This is a genomic window from Streptomyces sp. NPDC006261 (assembly GCF_040613515.1).
Lineage (GTDB): Bacteria > Actinomycetota > Actinomycetes > Streptomycetales > Streptomycetaceae > Streptomyces.
In genome coordinates, this window is sequence record NZ_JBEXSI010000021.1 from 15,729 (window position 1) to 31,724 (window position 15,996).

Annotated in this window: 10 protein-coding genes and 3 tRNA genes; 5 read left to right on the top strand and 8 right to left on the bottom strand. The window is 70.5% G+C overall.

Annotated elements, in window-relative coordinates:
- The first annotated feature begins 129 nt into the window (after positions 1–129).
- Positions 130–3,123 carry a VCBS repeat-containing protein gene (locus ABZ154_RS15950; protein WP_356832937.1) on the top strand — a complete coding sequence of 998 codons (2,994 nt, stop codon included), beginning with the start codon at positions 130–132 and terminating at the stop codon, positions 3,121–3,123.
- 409 nt (positions 3,124–3,532) lie between these two features.
- Here the strand turns inward: ABZ154_RS15950 and ABZ154_RS15955 are convergent.
- The 3 genes from ABZ154_RS15955 to ABZ154_RS15965 all read right to left on the bottom strand — a co-directional run bounded on the left by ABZ154_RS15955 (position 3,533) and on the right by ABZ154_RS15965 (position 3,990).
- A tRNA-Ile gene (locus ABZ154_RS15955) sits at positions 3,533–3,606 on the bottom strand.
- Positions 3,607–3,839: 233 nt separating this feature from the next.
- Positions 3,840–3,912, bottom strand: a tRNA-Asn gene (locus tag ABZ154_RS15960).
- 5 nt (positions 3,913–3,917) lie between these two features.
- Positions 3,918–3,990 (bottom strand) — tRNA-Asn (locus tag ABZ154_RS15965).
- 182 nt (positions 3,991–4,172) lie between these two features.
- On the opposite strand from ABZ154_RS15965, the gene ABZ154_RS15970 reads away from it, so the two are divergent.
- The 4 genes from ABZ154_RS15970 (at position 4,173) to ABZ154_RS15985 (ending at position 9,760) form a co-directional block, all read left to right on the top strand.
- Complete coding sequence (locus ABZ154_RS15970) at positions 4,173–4,475, top strand: YtxH domain-containing protein (protein WP_356832939.1); 303 nt, start codon at positions 4,173–4,175, stop codon at positions 4,473–4,475.
- Between the two features lie 61 nt (positions 4,476–4,536).
- Complete coding sequence (locus tag ABZ154_RS15975; protein WP_356832941.1) at positions 4,537–5,982, top strand: FGGY family carbohydrate kinase; 1,446 nt, start codon at positions 4,537–4,539, stop codon at positions 5,980–5,982.
- Positions 5,983–6,098: 116 nt separating this feature from the next.
- On the top strand, positions 6,099–7,832 hold the full coding sequence (locus tag ABZ154_RS15980) for an ABC transporter ATP-binding protein (RefSeq protein WP_356832943.1): 1,734 nt from the start codon (positions 6,099–6,101) through the stop codon (positions 7,830–7,832).
- On the top strand, positions 7,832–9,760 hold the full coding sequence (locus ABZ154_RS15985; protein WP_356832945.1) for an ABC transporter ATP-binding protein: 1,929 nt from the start codon (positions 7,832–7,834) through the stop codon (positions 9,758–9,760). Before ABZ154_RS15980 ends, ABZ154_RS15985 begins: the two co-directional genes overlap by 1 nt.
- 21 nt (positions 9,761–9,781) lie before the next feature.
- Here ABZ154_RS15985 and ABZ154_RS15990 read toward each other — a convergent pair whose 3' ends face one another.
- From ABZ154_RS15990 to ABZ154_RS16010, 5 genes are all read right to left on the bottom strand, one after another.
- Positions 9,782–10,906: an RNA polymerase sigma factor gene (locus tag ABZ154_RS15990; protein WP_356832947.1), complete on the bottom strand. Its 1,125-nt coding sequence runs from the start codon at positions 10,904–10,906 to the stop codon at positions 9,782–9,784.
- Positions 10,907–11,054: 148 nt separating this feature from the next.
- Complete coding sequence (gene dnaG, locus ABZ154_RS15995) at positions 11,055–12,974, bottom strand: DNA primase (protein ID WP_356832949.1); 1,920 nt, start codon at positions 12,972–12,974, stop codon at positions 11,055–11,057.
- 69 nt (positions 12,975–13,043) lie between these two features.
- Positions 13,044–13,916: a methyltransferase gene (locus ABZ154_RS16000; protein ID WP_356832951.1), complete on the bottom strand. Its 873-nt coding sequence runs from the start codon at positions 13,914–13,916 to the stop codon at positions 13,044–13,046.
- Positions 13,917–14,016: 100 nt separating this feature from the next.
- Complete coding sequence (locus ABZ154_RS16005; RefSeq protein WP_356832953.1) at positions 14,017–14,625, bottom strand: XRE family transcriptional regulator; 609 nt, start codon at positions 14,623–14,625, stop codon at positions 14,017–14,019.
- 90 nt (positions 14,626–14,715) lie between these two features.
- Positions 14,716–15,975: an FAD-dependent oxidoreductase gene (locus ABZ154_RS16010; RefSeq protein WP_356832955.1), complete on the bottom strand. Its 1,260-nt coding sequence runs from the start codon at positions 15,973–15,975 to the stop codon at positions 14,716–14,718.
- Between the last annotated feature and the right edge of the window lie 21 nt (positions 15,976–15,996).

The window sequence follows — 15,996 nt, forward strand, 5'->3', positions numbered from 1 at the left end:
ACTCCCCGGACGGAGTGATCCGTGACCGGAAGGACCACGCAAAGCGCCTCACGCAAGACGCGCTTACGGGCCCGAACGCCCGCTCTGCGGCTTGCGGCTGTCGACTTCTCAGCAGAAGAAAGTGACCACATGTCGCACATACCGGTCAGGGCGAGACGGCGGCGCACCAGTGCGCTCCTCGCCGGCCTCCTCGCCGCCGCCTGCCTTTCGGGCACCACCCCCGCCATTGCCGCACCGGGGCAACCCACAGCGGCCCCTGACGAGGCGACGGCCCTCATGGCTGCCGAGGCCAAGGCGTCCGCACGCGCGACGGCCGAGGGCGAGCCGGTCGAAGTCGCCTCCGCCCGTACGGAGACCGGCGAGGTCCACGCCATGCCCGACGGCACCATGCGCCGCACCGAGCACACCGCTCCGGTGCGCGTCAAGCGGGCCGGCCAGTGGCATGCGATCAACACCGACCTGCACCGCAGCGGTGCCCGGCTGGCCCCCAAGGCGGCCCCCGGCGAGGTCACGTTCTCCTCCGGTGGCGACAGGGAGCTGGCCACCTTCACCGACAAGGGTCGCAGCGTCACCCTGAAGTGGCCCGACCCGTTGCCGCAGCCGCAGTTGGAAGGCCCCACCGCGACCTACCTTGAGGTCCTTCCCGGTGTGGACCTGGCGGTCTCGGCGAAGCTGGACGGCTTCGGGCACGTACTCATTGTGAAGGACGCACAGGCCGCGGCGCAGCCCCGTCTGAAGACCATCACCTACGGCCTCGAAGCGGACGGGCTGCGGGTCGAGAAGGACGAGGCGTCCGACACCCTTCGCGCCGTCACCCCGCAGGGCCAGGAGATCTTCTCCACCTCGACGCCGCGCATGTGGGACTCCTCGAGCACCGGCACGGCCCGCCGCGCCGCCCTCGCCCAGGAGTCCGACCCCGGCGTCCAGACCGCCGACCTGCCGCTGACTCTCTCGCCCGACGCCCTGACGCTGACGCCCGACCAGGATCTGCTCAACGGCGAGGCCACCACCTACCCCGTCTACCTCGACCCGAACTTCAACGGCGCGAAGCAGGCGTGGACCATCGCCTACTCCCGCTACCCCTCCACCTCCTACTGGAACGGCGCTAACTGGAACGGCAGTTACAAGGACCAGCCGCGCGTCGGCTACGAGAAGGACACCGGCGGCAAGTCCCGCGCCTTCTTCCGCCTCAACTCCAAGGGGCTGGGCGGGGTCCAGGTCCTCTCCGCCCAGTTCCAGATCACCAACACGTACTCCTGGTCCTGCTCCGGGCGCAGCACCGAACTGTGGCTGACCGGCGGTATATCGAACCAGACCACCTGGAGCAAGCAGCCTTCCTGGTCCACCAAACTGCAGACCAAGTCCTTCGCCTACGGCTACAACTCAAGCTGCAACGCCCGCGCGGTCGACTTCGACGCGAAGGTCGCCGCCGAGCGCGCCGCCGCGGGAAACTGGGCCAACATCACGGTCGGACTGCGCTCCACTTCGGAGACGGACACCTACACCTGGAAGCGGTTCAACAACAACCCCAAGATCATCATCAGCTACAACCGCAAGCCCAACACGCCCTCCAGCATGCAGACTTCGCCCTCCACCAGCACGAGTACGGCCTGCAACGTCGCTCCCTACGTCACCCTGGGCAACACGGACGTGACCCTCAGGGCGAAGATCTCCGACCCGGATGGAGGCACCGTCAAGGCGCGCTTCCACCTGTGGCCCACCGGCAAGCACCCCAACGACGCGGCGGACGGGGTCCTGATCATCAACCGCGACGTCCAGGTCACCTCCGGCAGTATGGCCTCCACCGTGGTCTCCAAGAACGACCTCAAGCGCTACGAGGGCTTCGGATCCGGGGGGCGGTTCTCCTGGAAGGTGTCGGCCCTCGACGCCCACACGTCCTCCGGATACACCCCCACCGGTGGCGGCTGCGCGTTCGGCTTCGACTCCAGCCGCCCCTCATCCCCTCCCGGCGTGACCTCCACCGAGTTCCCGAACGGTGACAGCGGCACCTGGGGCGCACCGGCCCGGACCGAAGGATCATTCACCCTGGCCTCCGGGGGCGTTTCCGACGTCGTGAAGTACACCTACGGGCTGAACAGCAACCCGCCCACCACCGAGGCCACTCCGTCATCGGCAGGCGGCTCCGTAACGGTCAGGCTCACCCCCACCCACACCGGCCCCCACATCCTGTACGTCGTCAGCCACGACGGAGCCGGCAACAAGTCTGACACCCAGGCCTACCTCTTCTACGCTTCCAGCCCCGGGACCCCCGAGAAGCCGGGTGACCTCAACGGCGACGGCCACCCCGACCTCTACGCCGTGGACTCGACCAGCAACCTGCGCTTCTATCCCGGCAACGGTGAAGGCCGCTTCGGCGCCCGGATGGACGTCTCCACAACCGGCCAGTGGGCAGGCTCCCTGATCACCCACCGCGGCGACTGGACCGCGGACGGGTACGAAGACCTGATCACCCGCCAGAGCGACGGCAAGCTGTGGCTGTACCCCACAGACGGCCTCGGCCGGGTGGATGAGGAGACCCGCCAGGAGATCGGCCAGTTCGCCACGCCGGGCGAGCCCGAGTACATCGATCCCGCCTCCGTCGACCAGCTCGTCTCCCTCGGTGACATGAGCGCCGATCCCGACGCCGCCAAGGTCGACTTCGCCGCCGTGATCGGCGACACCCTGTGGTACCTGCCCGGCTACACCGGGGGCCACCTCGATTACGGCTACCCCATCGCCGACACCGGCTGGAAGAACATGACCCTGGTCTCCCCCGGCGACCTCGACGGCGACGGCCACACCGACCTGATCGCCCGCGACACCGTCAGCGGTCAGGTCTGGCTCCACCGGGGCAAGCCCGGCCCGGACGGCGGGACAGACCCGTTCTCCCTCGCCGACCCGGCCACCCGCACCGCCTACGCGACCGGCCTGCCCGCCACCACCCACCCACTGATGACCGCGACCGGAGACGCCAGCGGGGACGGCGTCACCGACCTGTGGTCCACCCACCTGGTCACGGGCAGCGGCAACCTGATGTTCCACCCCGGCCGGGCAACCGGCGCGGCACAGCCGCCGCTCCTCGTCGGACCTGGCGGCTGGCACACCATCAGGTCCATCGCCTGACCCTGCCCCGATGACTCCCAGGGCGGTGCGGCCCGAACGCGAAGGAACGGCCCGCGCCGCCCCGGGAGACGGCCGGAAGACGGCAGTGGTCCGGTTGAAGCGACCTCTCGGGCGGCAGGCTTACGCTCGCAGGCCGACATGAAGAACTTGGTGATCACGGCAATGCTGGGACGCGAGCTCAAGATCGACGAGCGTGTGGCGGAGCGTGGCAGCCCCTCGACGGCCGTGGGACCGCGCCACGACGCTCCCCCAGGCGTCCGCTACAAAAGGCCAGGTCAGACGCATCTGAATGCGCTGACACGTTGCGACAGCGAGTGCGGTACCGCGCGGCACGCGGCTAGTACCGCACGGAAAAAGCCCCGAAACACGCGTTTCCCCAGGTCAGAACGATTCTGCCTGGGGAAATAGGTGGGGCGGGTGGGACTCGAACCCACGGCCGACGGATTATGAGTCCGCTGCTCTAACCGGCTGAGCTACCGCCCCGTCTCGGCGTGGCGCGTACAAGTGTGCGCACCGTCTGCCGCAGCATAGCCGGTCATACGATCTCTCGCTTCGGATGGTCGACTTCGCCTGATCTTGAGGACGGCGCTGTGTGCTGCCCGGTTGCAGGGGAGATCAAGAAGACCCGAAAGAGTCGCTCCGGGGCCCCTCGGGCCCCCCGGGAAGGCTCGGCCGGGCACGCGAAAAAGGACCCCGAAGGGTCCTCTTCCGTTCCGCTCCCCCGACTGGACTCGAACCAGTAACCCTCCGGTTAACAGCCGAATGCTCTGCCAATTGAGCTACAGGGGATCGCGCTCCCCCGACTGGACTCGAACCAGTAACCTGCCGGTTAACAGCCGGCTGCTCTGCCAATTGAGCTACAGGGGATTGCTGCGTTGCTTCGAAATCGTACCTGCCTGGCGGCTGCCGGGCGGCGCGCGTTCGCTGCGACACATACATTAGCGCAAGCAGGGGGGTGCTCCGCCAATCGGTATCGCCTGGGGTGATCTCGGGTGCTCGCGGGTAGGCGGGCTGCACACGTCGCACCAAGCGTAGGAAAGGTGGCAGCCATGCGGTACCGGCTCATGTTCATCGCCGGAGTGGCCCTCGGTTACGTGCTCGGCACGCGAGCCGGGCGCGAGCGCTACGAGCAGCTGAAGAAGTCGGCCCGGCAGTTCACGGAGAACCCCGCCGTGCGCAACGCCGCCGAGAGCGCCGCGCACAGTGGCCGGGACATCGCCGGCAAGGCGTACCACTCGGTCAGCGACAAGGTCGGGGACAAGGTGCCCGCCTCCGTCGCCGAGCGCGTCCGGTCGCTGCGGGAGCGCAGCAGCCAGAACGGCGAGGACGACTGGGGGACCACCAACACCTAGGAAGCCCGTCGCCCAAGTCGGCGGTTACCGGGAAAGTCCCGCGGTGCGGCAGAATCGCCGTATGGGCATAGTCGCGGGGCTGGACAGTTCTTCCGCCTTCACTCACATCGTCGTCTGCGACGCGGACTCGGGCGCCGTGCTCCGGGAGGGGTATGCCGCCCACCCGGTCGAGGCCAAGGCCACCGAGGTCGATCCGCAGGCCTGGCTGCTCTCCCTCGGTGAGGCGGCCTCCGGCGGGCTGCTCGAAGGTGTGCAGGCCATCGGTGTCTCCGCCCAGCAGCACGGGCTCGTACCGCTGGACCGGCAGGGCAACCTCGTGCGGCCCGCGCTGCTCGGCAACGACCGGCGGGCGCAGGTGGCCGCGGCCGATCTCGTGGACGCGCTGGGGGGCCGGCAGGCCTGGGCCGAGGCGGTCGGGGCCGTACCGCAGGCCTCGCAGCCCGTGGCGAAGCTGCGGTGGCTGGCGCGGACCGAGCCGGAGAACGCGCAGCGGGTCGCCGCCGTCATGCAGCCGCACGACTGGCTCGTGTGGCAGCTGCTGGGCCGGCCCGCCCGGCGGACCACGGACCGGGGCGCCGCCTCGGGGACCGGATACTGGTCGGCCGGGTCCGCCGCCTATCGGCCCGATCTGGTGGAGCTCGCGCTCGGGCATCCCGCCGCCCTGCCCGAGGTGCTAGGGCCCGCCGACTCCGCCGGGACGACGCCCGAGGGGCTCCTGATCTCCGCCGGGACCGGCGAGACCATGGCCGCGGCCTTCGGGCTCGGGGTCGCGGTGGGCGACGCGGTCGTGTCGTTGGGGGCCTCCGGGTCCGTGATGGCGGTGCACCACGAGGCGCTCGCCGACCCGCACGGGATGATCACCTCCTTCGCCGACGCCACCGGGATGCACCTGCCGGTGGTGCATGTCTCCAATGCCGTACGTGCGTTGCGCGGGACCACCGAGATGCTCGGCCTGGACGGGCTGGAGGAGTTGTCGGCCCTGGCGCTGAAGTCCACACCCGGCGCCTCCGGGCTGGTGCTGCTGCCGTACCTGGAAGGCGAGCGCACCCCGCAGCTCCCGCACACCGCCGGCACCCTCAGCGGGCTGCGGCGCGAGTCGATGAAGCCGGAGCACCTGGCGCGGGCCGCGTTCGAGGGGATGCTCTGCTCGCTGGCCGACGCCCTGGACGTGCTGCGCGGGCGGGGGGTGGAGGTGCGCCGGGTGTTCCTGCTGGGCGCGGCCGCCGAGCTGCCCGGCGTACAGGCGCTGGCCCCGGCGGTGTTCGGCACGCAGGTCGTCGTACCGCAGCCCGCCCAGTACGCGGCACTCGGCGCGGCCCGGCAGGCGGCGTGGGCGCTCGGGGTCTCGCAGGGCACCCTCGACCCGCGCACTCCCCCGGCCTGGCAGGGCGCGGCCGCGCAGGTCCTGGAGCCGGGCGATGAGCTGGCTGTGGGGCGGGCGGTGCGCCAGCAGTACGGGGCGACGCGGGACCAGCTCCACCCCGGGGCCTTCGGCGGAGCCCAGTAGGAGGACTGGACCCGAGTCGGCCTTGACCGGAGTTTGGGGAAAACGGCTCGCCCTCCGAGTACGGCGTACGCGAAACTGAGTCGGCCTCTGCCGTTCGCCGACTCCGAGAGACACGCGTGCTCATAAAACTCCTGCGGGCCCATCTGGGCCCGTACAAGAAACCCATCGCGCTGCTGGTCTTCCTCCAGCTGCTCCAGACCTGCGCCACCCTGTATCTGCCCAGCCTGAACGCGGACATCATCGACAACGGTGTGGTGAAGGGCGATACCGGCTACATCCTGGAGTTCGGCGGTGTCATGATCGCCGTCAGCGTCCTTCAGGTGCTCTGCAATGTGGGGGCCGTCTTCTACGGGGCCCGGACCGCGTCGGCGCTGGGCCGGGATGTGCGGGGAGCCGTCTTCGACCGGGTGCAGTCGTTCTCCGCCCGGGAGCTCGGACGCTTCGGGGCGCCCTCGCTGATCACCCGGACCACCAATGACGTCCAGCAGGTCCAGATGCTGGTGCTGATGGCGTTCACGCTGATGGTGTCGGCGCCGATCATGTGTGTCGGCGGCATCATCATGGCGCTCGGGCAGGACGTGCCGCTGTCCGCGGTGCTGCTGGCGGTGGTGCCGGTGCTCGGGGTCTCGGTGACCCTCATCGTGAGGAAGATGCGGCCACTGTTCCGGACGATGCAGGAGCGGCTGGACACGGTGAACCGGGTGCTGCGCGAGCAGATCACCGGCAACCGGGTGATCCGGGCGTTCGTCCGCGACGGATACGAGGAGAAGCGGTTCCGGGGGGCCAACACCGAGCTGACCGATGTGTCGGTGGCGACCGGGCGGCTGATGGCGCTGATGTTCCCGACCGTGATGACGGTGGTCAACCTGTCGTCCGTCGCCGTGGTGTGGTTCGGCGCGCACCGCATCGACAGCGGCGGGATGCAGATCGGTGCGCTGACCGCGTTCCTCGCCTATCTGATGCAGATCGTGATGGCCGTGATGATGGCCACCTTCATGTTCATGATGGTGCCGCGCGCCGAGGTGTGCGCCGAGCGCATCGAGGATGTGCTCGGTACGGACTCCAGTGTGGTGCCGCCCCTCTCCCCCGTCACCGAGCTGCGTCGGCACGGGCATCTGGAGGTGCGGGGCGCCGAGTTCCGTTACCCGGGTGCGGAGGAGCCGGTGCTGCGCGCGGTCGATCTGGTGGCGAGCCCCGGGGAGACCACGGCGATCATCGGGTCGACCGGCAGCGGGAAGTCCACGCTGCTCGGTCTCGTGCCCCGGCTGTTCGATGTGACGGACGGCGAGGTGCTGGTCGACGGCGAGGACGTGCGGACGCTCGATCCGGTGCTGCTGGCGAAGACCGTGAGCCTGGTGCCGCAGAAGCCGTACCTCTTCTCGGGGACTGTCGCGACGAACCTGCGGTACGGGAATCCCGACGCCACCGACGAGGAGCTGTGGCACGCCCTGGAGGTGGCGCAGGCCAGGGCGTTCGTGGAAGGGCTTGAGCACGGGCTGGACGCGCCGATCGCGCAGGGCGGCACCAATGTGTCGGGCGGTCAGCGGCAGCGGCTCGCCATCGCCCGGACGCTGGTGCAGCGGCCGGAGATCTATCTCTTCGACGACTCGTTCTCGGCGCTGGACTACGCGACCGACGCCGCTCTGCGGGCGGCGCTGGCCCACGAGACGGCTGGGGCGACCGTGGTGATCGTGGCGCAGCGGGTCTCCACCATCCGCGACGCCGACCGGATCCTGGTGCTGGACGAAGGGCGGGTCGTGGGCAGCGGCAGTCATCACGAGCTGATGGACGGCAATGAGACGTACCGGGAGATCGTGCTCTCCCAGCTGACGGAAGCGGAGGCCGCGTAATGGCCGGTCCGGGCGGACGGATGATGGCCGGGGGCGCGCCCACCGAGCGGTCCATGGATTTCAAGGGGTCGAGCAAGCGGCTGCTGAGACGGTTCGGCCGGGAGAAGGCCTCGCTGTATCTGATGCTGGGCGCGGTGACGGCCAGCGTGGCGCTGTCGGTGGCCGGGCCGAAGATCCTCGGGAAGGCGACCGACCTGATCTTCGCGGGGGTCGTCGGCCGGCAGATGCGGGAGGGCACCACCAAGGCGGAGGCGATCGAGGGGCTGCGCCGGGAGGGCAGCGGTTCGATGGCCGACATGCTCTCGGGGGTGGACTTCACCCCGGGCGAGGGCATCGACTTCGGCGCGGTGGGCAGCGTCCTGCTGGCGGTGCTGGTGATCTATGTCGGCGCGGGGCTGCTGATGCTGGTCTCCACGCGGCTGTCGATCCGGGTGATCAACCGGATCGTCTTCCAGCTGCGGGAGGACCTCCAGACGAAGCTGGCGCGGCTGCCGCTGTCGTACTTCGACCGGGCCAAGCGCGGTGAGGTGCTGAGCCGGGCGACCAACGACATCGACAACATCTCACAGACGCTCCAGCAGACGATGGGGCAGCTGATCAACTCAGTTCTGACCATCGTCGGCGTACTGATCATGATGGTCTGGATCTCGCCGCTGCTGGCCCTGGTGGCGCTGGTGACCATCCCGCTGTCGGTGGTCGTGGCGACGCAGGTCGGCAAGCGGTCGCAGCCGCAGTTCGTGCAGCAGTGGCGGGTGACGGGGAAGCTCAACGCCCATATCGAGGAGATGTACACCGGGCACAACCTGGTGAAGGTCTTCGGGCGGCAGGAGGAGTCCGCGAAGGACTTCGCCGAGCAGAACGACGCGCTGTACGAGGCCGGCTTCAAGGCGCAGTTCGCCAGCGGGATCATGCAGCCGCTGATGATGTTCATCTCGAACATCAACTATGTGCTGGTGGCCGTCGTCGGTGGCCTGCGGGTCGCGTCGGGCACGCTGTCGATCGGTGACGTGCAGGCGTTCATCCAGTATTCGCGGCAGTTCTCGATGCCGCTCACACAGGTCGCCTCGATGGCCAACCTGGTGCAGTCCGGGATCGCGTCGGCCGAGCGGGTCTTCGAGCTGCTGGACGCGGAGGAACAGGGCGCGGACCCGGTGGACGGCGAGCGTCCGAAGGAGCTGCTGGGCCGGGTGTCGCTGGAGAAGGTGTCCTTCCGCTACGACCCGGAGAAGCCGCTCATCGAGGACCTGTCGCTGAGCGTGGAGCCGGGGCAGACGGTCGCGATCGTCGGTCCGACCGGGGCGGGCAAGACCACGCTGGTCAATCTGCTGATGCGGTTCTACGAGGTGACCGGCGGGCGGATAGCGCTCGACGGGGTCGATGTGGCGCGCATGAGCCGGGACGATCTGCGGTCGCGGATCGGCATGGTGCTCCAGGACACCTGGCTGTTCGGCGGTTCCATAGCGGAGAACATCGCGTACGGCGCTGCGCGCGAGGTCAGCCGGGAAGAGATCGAGGAGGCGGCCCGGGCGGCGCACGCGGACCGGTTCGTCCGGACGCTGCCCGACGGGTACGACTCGGTGATCGACGACGAGGGTTCCGGGGTCAGCGCCGGCGAGAAGCAGCTGATCACCATCGCGCGGGCGTTTCTCTCCGACCCGGTGATCCTGGTCCTGGACGAGGCGACCAGCTCGGTGGACACCCGGACCGAGGTGCTGATCCAGAAGGCGATGGCGCGCCTGGCCCACGGGCGTACGTCGTTCGTGATCGCGCACCGGCTCTCCACCATCCGGGACGCGGACGTGATCCTGGTGATGGAGAGCGGGTCGATCGTCGAACAGGGCACGCACGAGGAGCTGTTGGCGGCCGGCGGGGCCTATGCCCGGCTGTACGCGGCCCAGTTCGCGGAGGCGCTGGCGGAGGTGGACTGAGCCGTCGGGCCGCCGCGTGGATCAGTCGAGGTAGCCGCGGAGCTGGTCGGCGAAGGCGTGGTCCCGCAGCCTGCTGAGGGTCTTGGACTCGATCTGGCGGATGCGTTCGCGCGTCACGCCGAAGATCCGGCCGATCTCCTCCAGGGTGCGGGGCCGCCCGTCGTCCAGTCCGTAGCGGAGCTGGACGACCTTGCGTTCGCGCTCGCCGAGGGTGGAGAGCACCGCCTCCAGGTGCTGGCGCAGCAGCAGGAAGGCGGCGGACTCGACGGGTGAGGCGGCGTCGCCGTCCTCGATGAGGTCACCGAAGGAGACGTCGTCCTCCTCGCCGACGGGAGCGTGGAGGGAGACCGGCTCCTGGGCCAGGCGCAGGACTTCGCTGACCCGTTCCGGGGTCAGGTCGAGCTGGGCGGCCACCTCTTCGGCGGTCGGCTCGTATCCGCGCTCCTGGAGCATCCGGCGCTGGACGCGGACCACGCGGTTGATCAGCTCCACGACGTGTACGGGGACGCGGATGGTGCGGGCCTGGTCGGCCAGGGCGCGGGACATGGCCTGGCGGATCCACCAGGTCGCGTACGTGGAGAACTTGTAGCCCCGGGCGTAGTCGAACTTCTCCACCGCCCGGATCAGGCCGAGGTTCCCCTCCTGGACCAGGTCGAGCATGGTCAGGCCCCGGCCCACGTACCGCTTGGCGACGGAGACGACCAGGCGGAGGTTGGCCTCGATGAGCCGGCGCTTGGCCGTGCGGCCCAGGACCACGAGCCGGTCCAGGTCGCCGGCGAGGCGGGAGTCCAGGTCCGGGTGGTTCGTGAGGCGCTCCTCGGCGAAGAGTCCGGCCTCCACGCGGCGGGCCAGCTCGACCTCGTCGGCGGCGGTGAGCAGCGGGATGCGGCCGATTTCCCGCAGGTACTGCCGGAAGAGGTCGGAGGTGGGGCCGCCGTTGTCCGCCCGCTTCAGCGCCTCGCGGGGTTCGGGGACGTGCTCCGCTTCCTCCATGACGGCCTCAGGTGCGCTCGGGATCACCTCGGGGGCGCTCGCGGGCGGGCGGGCCGCGGTCTCCGGTGGGTTCTCCGGATGGTGGACGGCCCGGTTCTGCACGGGAATCGCCGACATGTGCTCGGTCGTGGTCGTCACGGTCCGGGTCTGCACGGGGGCGACCTCCAGGTGATCGCTGCCGGATGACTCTGGCAGCCCCAGTGTGGGGCACGGCACAGGGTTGCCACGAGGGGCGTGCGGGGACTTTTTGATTCCGGTCGGTCACCGGCCGGTTACTCCTCTTGGCGGTCCTGGTACGCGCTCAGAGCGCGTCGGCGCCCTTCGCCCGCAGGGACTGCGCGTACTGCTGGAGCACCCAGACCTCGTTCTGCGCGGCCGCCAGATCGTCGGGGGCCACGTTGCTGCCGAGGCGGGCGAGACTGCCCTGCACCTCGTTGATCCGGCGGTCGACGGCACGCAGCCGGACGTGGACGAGCTGCATGCCGGCGTACGTCTCGTCGATCGTCCTGCCCATGAAGACCTCGACGGCCAGCTCGGTGACGAGGGAGCGCACGGTGTTGTTGGGGGCCGCGTCCATGACGGCGACCAGATACTCGCGGTTGTCGCCGAGGCCCCGCTCGGCACCGCCCGCCTCCGCGATGCACTGGCGCACCGCCGCGTAGGGCGGGGCGGTGAACTCGTCCGCGCCGTACGCGTCGAAGGCCGGGGAGACCAGGGCCGGCTTCTGGAGGGCGAGCTTGAGCAGCTCGCGCTCGGTGCGGTGGGCGGGGCTGCGGAGGTTGAGCGCGGGGCCGGAGGGGGCGGCAGGGGCCTGGACGGCCTGCTGGGGTGCGCCGCCGTGCCGGGCCTGGGGGCCAGGTCCCCGGCCGCCTCGTCCGTCGCCGCCCTTGTCGCGGGCCCAGCGGGCGAGCTGGGCGACGCGGCGGACGACGAACTCCTGGTCGAGGATGCCGACGAGCCCGGCGAGCTGGACCGCGACCTCGCGCTGGACGCTGCTGGTCTTGATCTTGGCGACGACGGCGGCGGCCTCGTCGAGTGCGGCCGCGCGGCCCGCCGGGGTCTCCAGGTCGTACCGGCCGACGATCTGGCGCAGCGCGAACTCGAAGAGCGGGGTGCGCGGCTCGACCAGGTCGCGTACGGCGTCGTCGCCCTTGGCGAGCCGCAGGTCGCACGGGTCCATGTTGTCCGGGGCGATGGCGATGTACGTCTCGGCGGCGAACTTCTGGTCGTCCTCGAAGGCGCGCAGCGCGGCCTTCTGACCGGCCGAGTCGCCGTCGAAGGTGAAGATCACGCGGGCGCTGCCGTTGTCCATGAGGAGGCGGCGCAGGATCTTGATGTGGTCGTTGCCGAAGGCGGTGCCGCAGGTGGCGATGGCGGTGGTGACCCCGGCGAGGTGGCAGGCCATGACGTCGGTGTATCCCTCGACGACGACGGCCCGGCTGGCCTTGGCGATGTCCTTCTTGGCCAGGTCGATGCCGTACAGCACCTGCGACTTCTTGTAGACGGGGGTCTCGGGGGTGTTCAGGTACTTCGGGCCGTTGTCGTCGTCGCGGAGCTTGCGGGCGCCGAAGCCGACGATCTCCCCTGCGGTGTCGCTGATCGGCCACATCAGCCGGCCGCGGAAGCGGTCGATGGGTCCGCGGCGGCCGTCCTGGGAGAGGCCGGAGGTGATCAGCTCCTTGTCGCTGAAGCCCCTGCCGCGCAGATAGCGGGTGAGGTGGTCCCAGCCGGCCGGGCTGTAGCCGACGCGGAAGTGGGTCGCGGCGTCCTGGTCGAAGCCGCGCTCGGCGAGGAACTTCCGGCCGATCTCGGCCTCGGGGCCCTCCAGCGCGCGGACGTAGAAGTCGGCGGCCGCCTGGTGGGCCTCGATCAGCCGGATGCGTTCGCCGCGCTGGTGGGAGGGGTTGTAGCCGCCCTCCTCGTACCGCAGGGTGATGCCCGCCTTGGCGGCGAGACGCTCGACCGTCTCCGAGAAGGAGAGGTGGTCGATCTTCATCACGAAGGCGATGGTGTCGCCGCCCTCCTGGCAGCCGAAGCAGTGGAACAGGCCCTTGCCGGGACTGACCTGGAAGGAGGGGGACTTCTCGTCGTGGAAGGGGCAGAGTCCCTTGAGGTTTCCGCCGCCCGCGTTGCGCAGCTGGAGGTATTCGGACACGACGGAGTCGATCGGGACCGCGTCCCGTACCGCCTTCACGTCGTCGTCATTGATCCTGCCAGCCACGGATGAAGTCTACGGGTGGGCGACGACAACCCGACGCCCGCAGGGCTCCGCCCCGGCCGGCGTGCGAGGTCAGCCGGTCCGGCGGGCGGCCCAGGCGGTGCGTTCGGTACGTACGGCGAGGTCGTCGCGGCGCAGGAGTGAGCCGGGGCCTTCGGTGTCGAGCAGCCGGTCGAGCGCGGCCAGGTCCTCAGGTGCCAGCGCCTCGGCCACGCTGTGGCGCAGGCGGCGGAGGCTGCCGAGGGCGTAGGCGCCGACCGCCTCGCCGCGGGAGCCGTCGGTGCTCTCGATGTTCACCGTGATGACCCGCTCGTCCTCGACCGTGAATCCGGCCCGGGTCAGCTTCGGCCCCCAGTCGGCGCCGCGGTGGGGCACGTGTTCGGCGTGGAACCGGTCGCTCGCCTCGTGGCAGCGCTCCTCCAGGCCGGGCCGGTCCTCGGGTGCGCCCCCGGGCAGGAAGCGGGGGAAGCCGGAGAGCTCCACCACGGCGAACAGTCCGCCGGGGGCGAGCAGGTCGTGGACGGCCCTCAGGGCCCGGTCCGGATCGGCCATGTGGTGCATCGAGGCCGACGCCCACACCAGGTCCGGGGAGCCGAGGTCGGGCCAGTCGGTGGCGTCGAGGTCGGCCTGGACGGTCCGTACGCGCCCCTCCGCACCCCGGGCGCAGGCCTTCTCGCGGAGGCGCTGGAGGTGGGGGGCCGAGGTGTCGACGGCGGTGACGTGCGCCTCGGGGAAACGGTCGAGGAGGGCGAAGGTGCCGGCCCCCGTACCGCAGCCCAGGTCGACGATCCGGCGGGGCGGCGCCTGGACGGGGAGCCATCCGGTGAGGGCGGTGAGGTGTGCGGCGAGGACCTGGGCGTCCAGGTCCAGGATCTCCGCCTCGCCGTGGCTGTCGTGGGCCGAGTGGTGGGGGGTGTGGGAGGTGCGGGCGTGTGCTTGGGTCATGGGGCCACGGTAGGGCGGGTATGTCTCAGCGGCACGGTCTCTCCCGGTATTGGCAAGAAGGTGGCAGCCCGTCATGCCGGGCGCGCAACGACGTGAGCCGTCACGTCGTGTGCGGCAGGTCCGGTGCGCAGTCCATCCCGGTGCGCCGGCTGTCGCGCTGGTGGCCGCGGCGGGCGTCGCGGTCGAAGATCCCGAGGATCTCGCACGGGCCGCCCTCGGCGCCGATCGCGTGCGGCAGCATCGTGGGGAACTCGGCGGCCTGGTTCGTCTCCACGCGGAAGCGGCGGTGGCCCAGCATGAGGACCGCGGTGCCGGAGAGGACGACCAGCCACTCGCGGCCGGGGTGCGCGCGCATCCGCGCCGGGTTGTCCGGGGGCGGCTCGGTCATCCGCTGCCGCACGACGGTCATGCCGGGGTCGCTCTTCACGGGCCAGCGCATCAGCCCGTGGGCACCGTCGGTCGTCGGGCTGATGATGACGTCGTCGGATGCGGTCTCCACCAGCTGGTCAAGGGTGGTGTCCAGGGCCCGGGCGAGCGTGACGAGCTGGTCCAGGGCCAGGCGGCGCTGCCCGTTCTCGATGCGGCTGAGCGAGGACTGGCTGAGGTTCGCCCGGCCGGCCAGCTCCTCCAGGGACCAGCCCTGCGCCACCCGCAGGGCGCGGATGCGTTTGCGTACGAGGCCGTCGAGCTCGTCGGTGCTTTGCTCCATGCGCAACACCGTATGCCCGGGGAGCAGGGGATCGCCCCGGGGCGCGGGCGGCCGGTCCCGCGCCCCGGGAGGCAGTCCCCCGGCAGGCCGTCAGAGCAGGGACGCCAGCTCCACCGAAGGGTCGGCCAGAGCCTCCGGGTCATGCTGCTGACCGGCCCGGATCAGCTCCTGGATCGTCTCCGTCACGTCCCACACGTTGACGTTCATCCCGGCCAGGACACGGCGGTCCTTGAGCCAGAACGCGATGAACTCCCGCTTCCCGGCGTCGCCCCGGATGATCACCTCGTCGTAGGTGCCGGGCGGCGCCCAGCCGGAGTACTCCAGGCCCAGGTCGTACTGGTCGGAGAAGAAGTACGGCACCCGGTCGTACGTCACGTCCTGGCCGAGCATGGCGCGGGCGGCGGCCGGTCCGCTGTTGAGGGCGTTGGCCCAGTGCTCGACGCGCAGCCGGGTGCCGAGCAGCGGGTGGGCGACGGCGGCGACGTCCCCGGCGGCGTAGATGTGCGGGTCGGAGGTGCGCAGCGAGGCGTCCACGGCGATGCCGCCGCCGCGCGCACGCTCGGCCATCTCCAGGCCCGCGGCCTCGGCGAGGGCGGAGCGGGGGGCGGCGCCGATCGCGGCGAGCACGTCGTGGGCGGGGTGCTCCTCGCCGTCGTCGGTGCGGGCGGCGAGCACCATGCCGTCCTGGCCGACGATCTCGGTGAGGCGGGCGCCGAAGTGGAAGCGGACGCCGTGCGAGCTGTGCAGTTCGGTGAAGATCTGTCCCAGCTCTGGGCCGACGACCTGGTGCAGCGGGGTGGGCTCCGGCTCGACGACAGTGACCTCGGCCCCGTACCCCCGGGCGGCGGCGGCGACCTCCAGACCGATCCAGCCGCCTCCGGCGATCACCAGGTGGCCGTTGTCGCGCCCGAGGGCGGCCAGCACGTTGCGCAGCCGGTCGGCGTGGGCGAGGCGGCGCAGGTGGTGGACGCCCGCCAGGTCGGTGCCGGGCACGTCGAGGCGGCGCGGCTCGGAGCCGGTGGCGAGCAGCAGTTTGTCGTAGTGGATGACGGTGTTGTCGCCGAGCTGCACGCTCTTCGCGTACCGGTCGAGGACCGTGACGGGCTGGCCGAGGTGCAGCTCGACGTCGGCGCCCGCGTACCAGGGGCGCTCGTGCACGAAGACGCTGTCGCGTTCCTCCTTGCCACCGAGGTAGCCCTTGGAGAGCGGCGGCCGCTCATAGGGGTGGTCGCGCTCGTCCCCGATGAGGATCACCCGGCCGGTGAACCCTTCCGCGCGGAGCGTTTCGGCCGCCTTCGCCCCTGCGAGTCCCGCTCCGACGATGACGAATGTCCGATGTGCGTCGACCACTTGATGCCTCCTCAGTGCTGT

Excerpts from the sequence above, each read along its gene's own strand:
- ABZ154_RS15950 (WP_356832937.1), top strand. The coding sequence starts at position 130 with ATGTCGCACATACCGGTCAGGGCGAGACGGCGGCGCACCAGTGCGCTC.
- ABZ154_RS15970 (WP_356832939.1), top strand. The coding sequence starts at position 4,173 with ATGCGGTACCGGCTCATGTTCATCGCCGGAGTGGCCCTCGGTTACGTG.
- ABZ154_RS15975 (WP_356832941.1), top strand. The coding sequence starts at position 4,537 with ATGGGCATAGTCGCGGGGCTGGACAGTTCTTCCGCCTTCACTCACATC.
- ABZ154_RS15985 (WP_356832945.1), top strand. The coding sequence starts at position 7,832 with ATGGCCGGTCCGGGCGGACGGATGATGGCCGGGGGCGCGCCCACCGAG.
- ABZ154_RS16000 (WP_356832951.1), bottom strand. The coding sequence starts at position 13,916 with ATGACCCAAGCACACGCCCGCACCTCCCACACCCCCCACCACTCGGCC.
- ABZ154_RS16005 (WP_356832953.1), bottom strand. The coding sequence starts at position 14,625 with ATGGAGCAAAGCACCGACGAGCTCGACGGCCTCGTACGCAAACGCATC.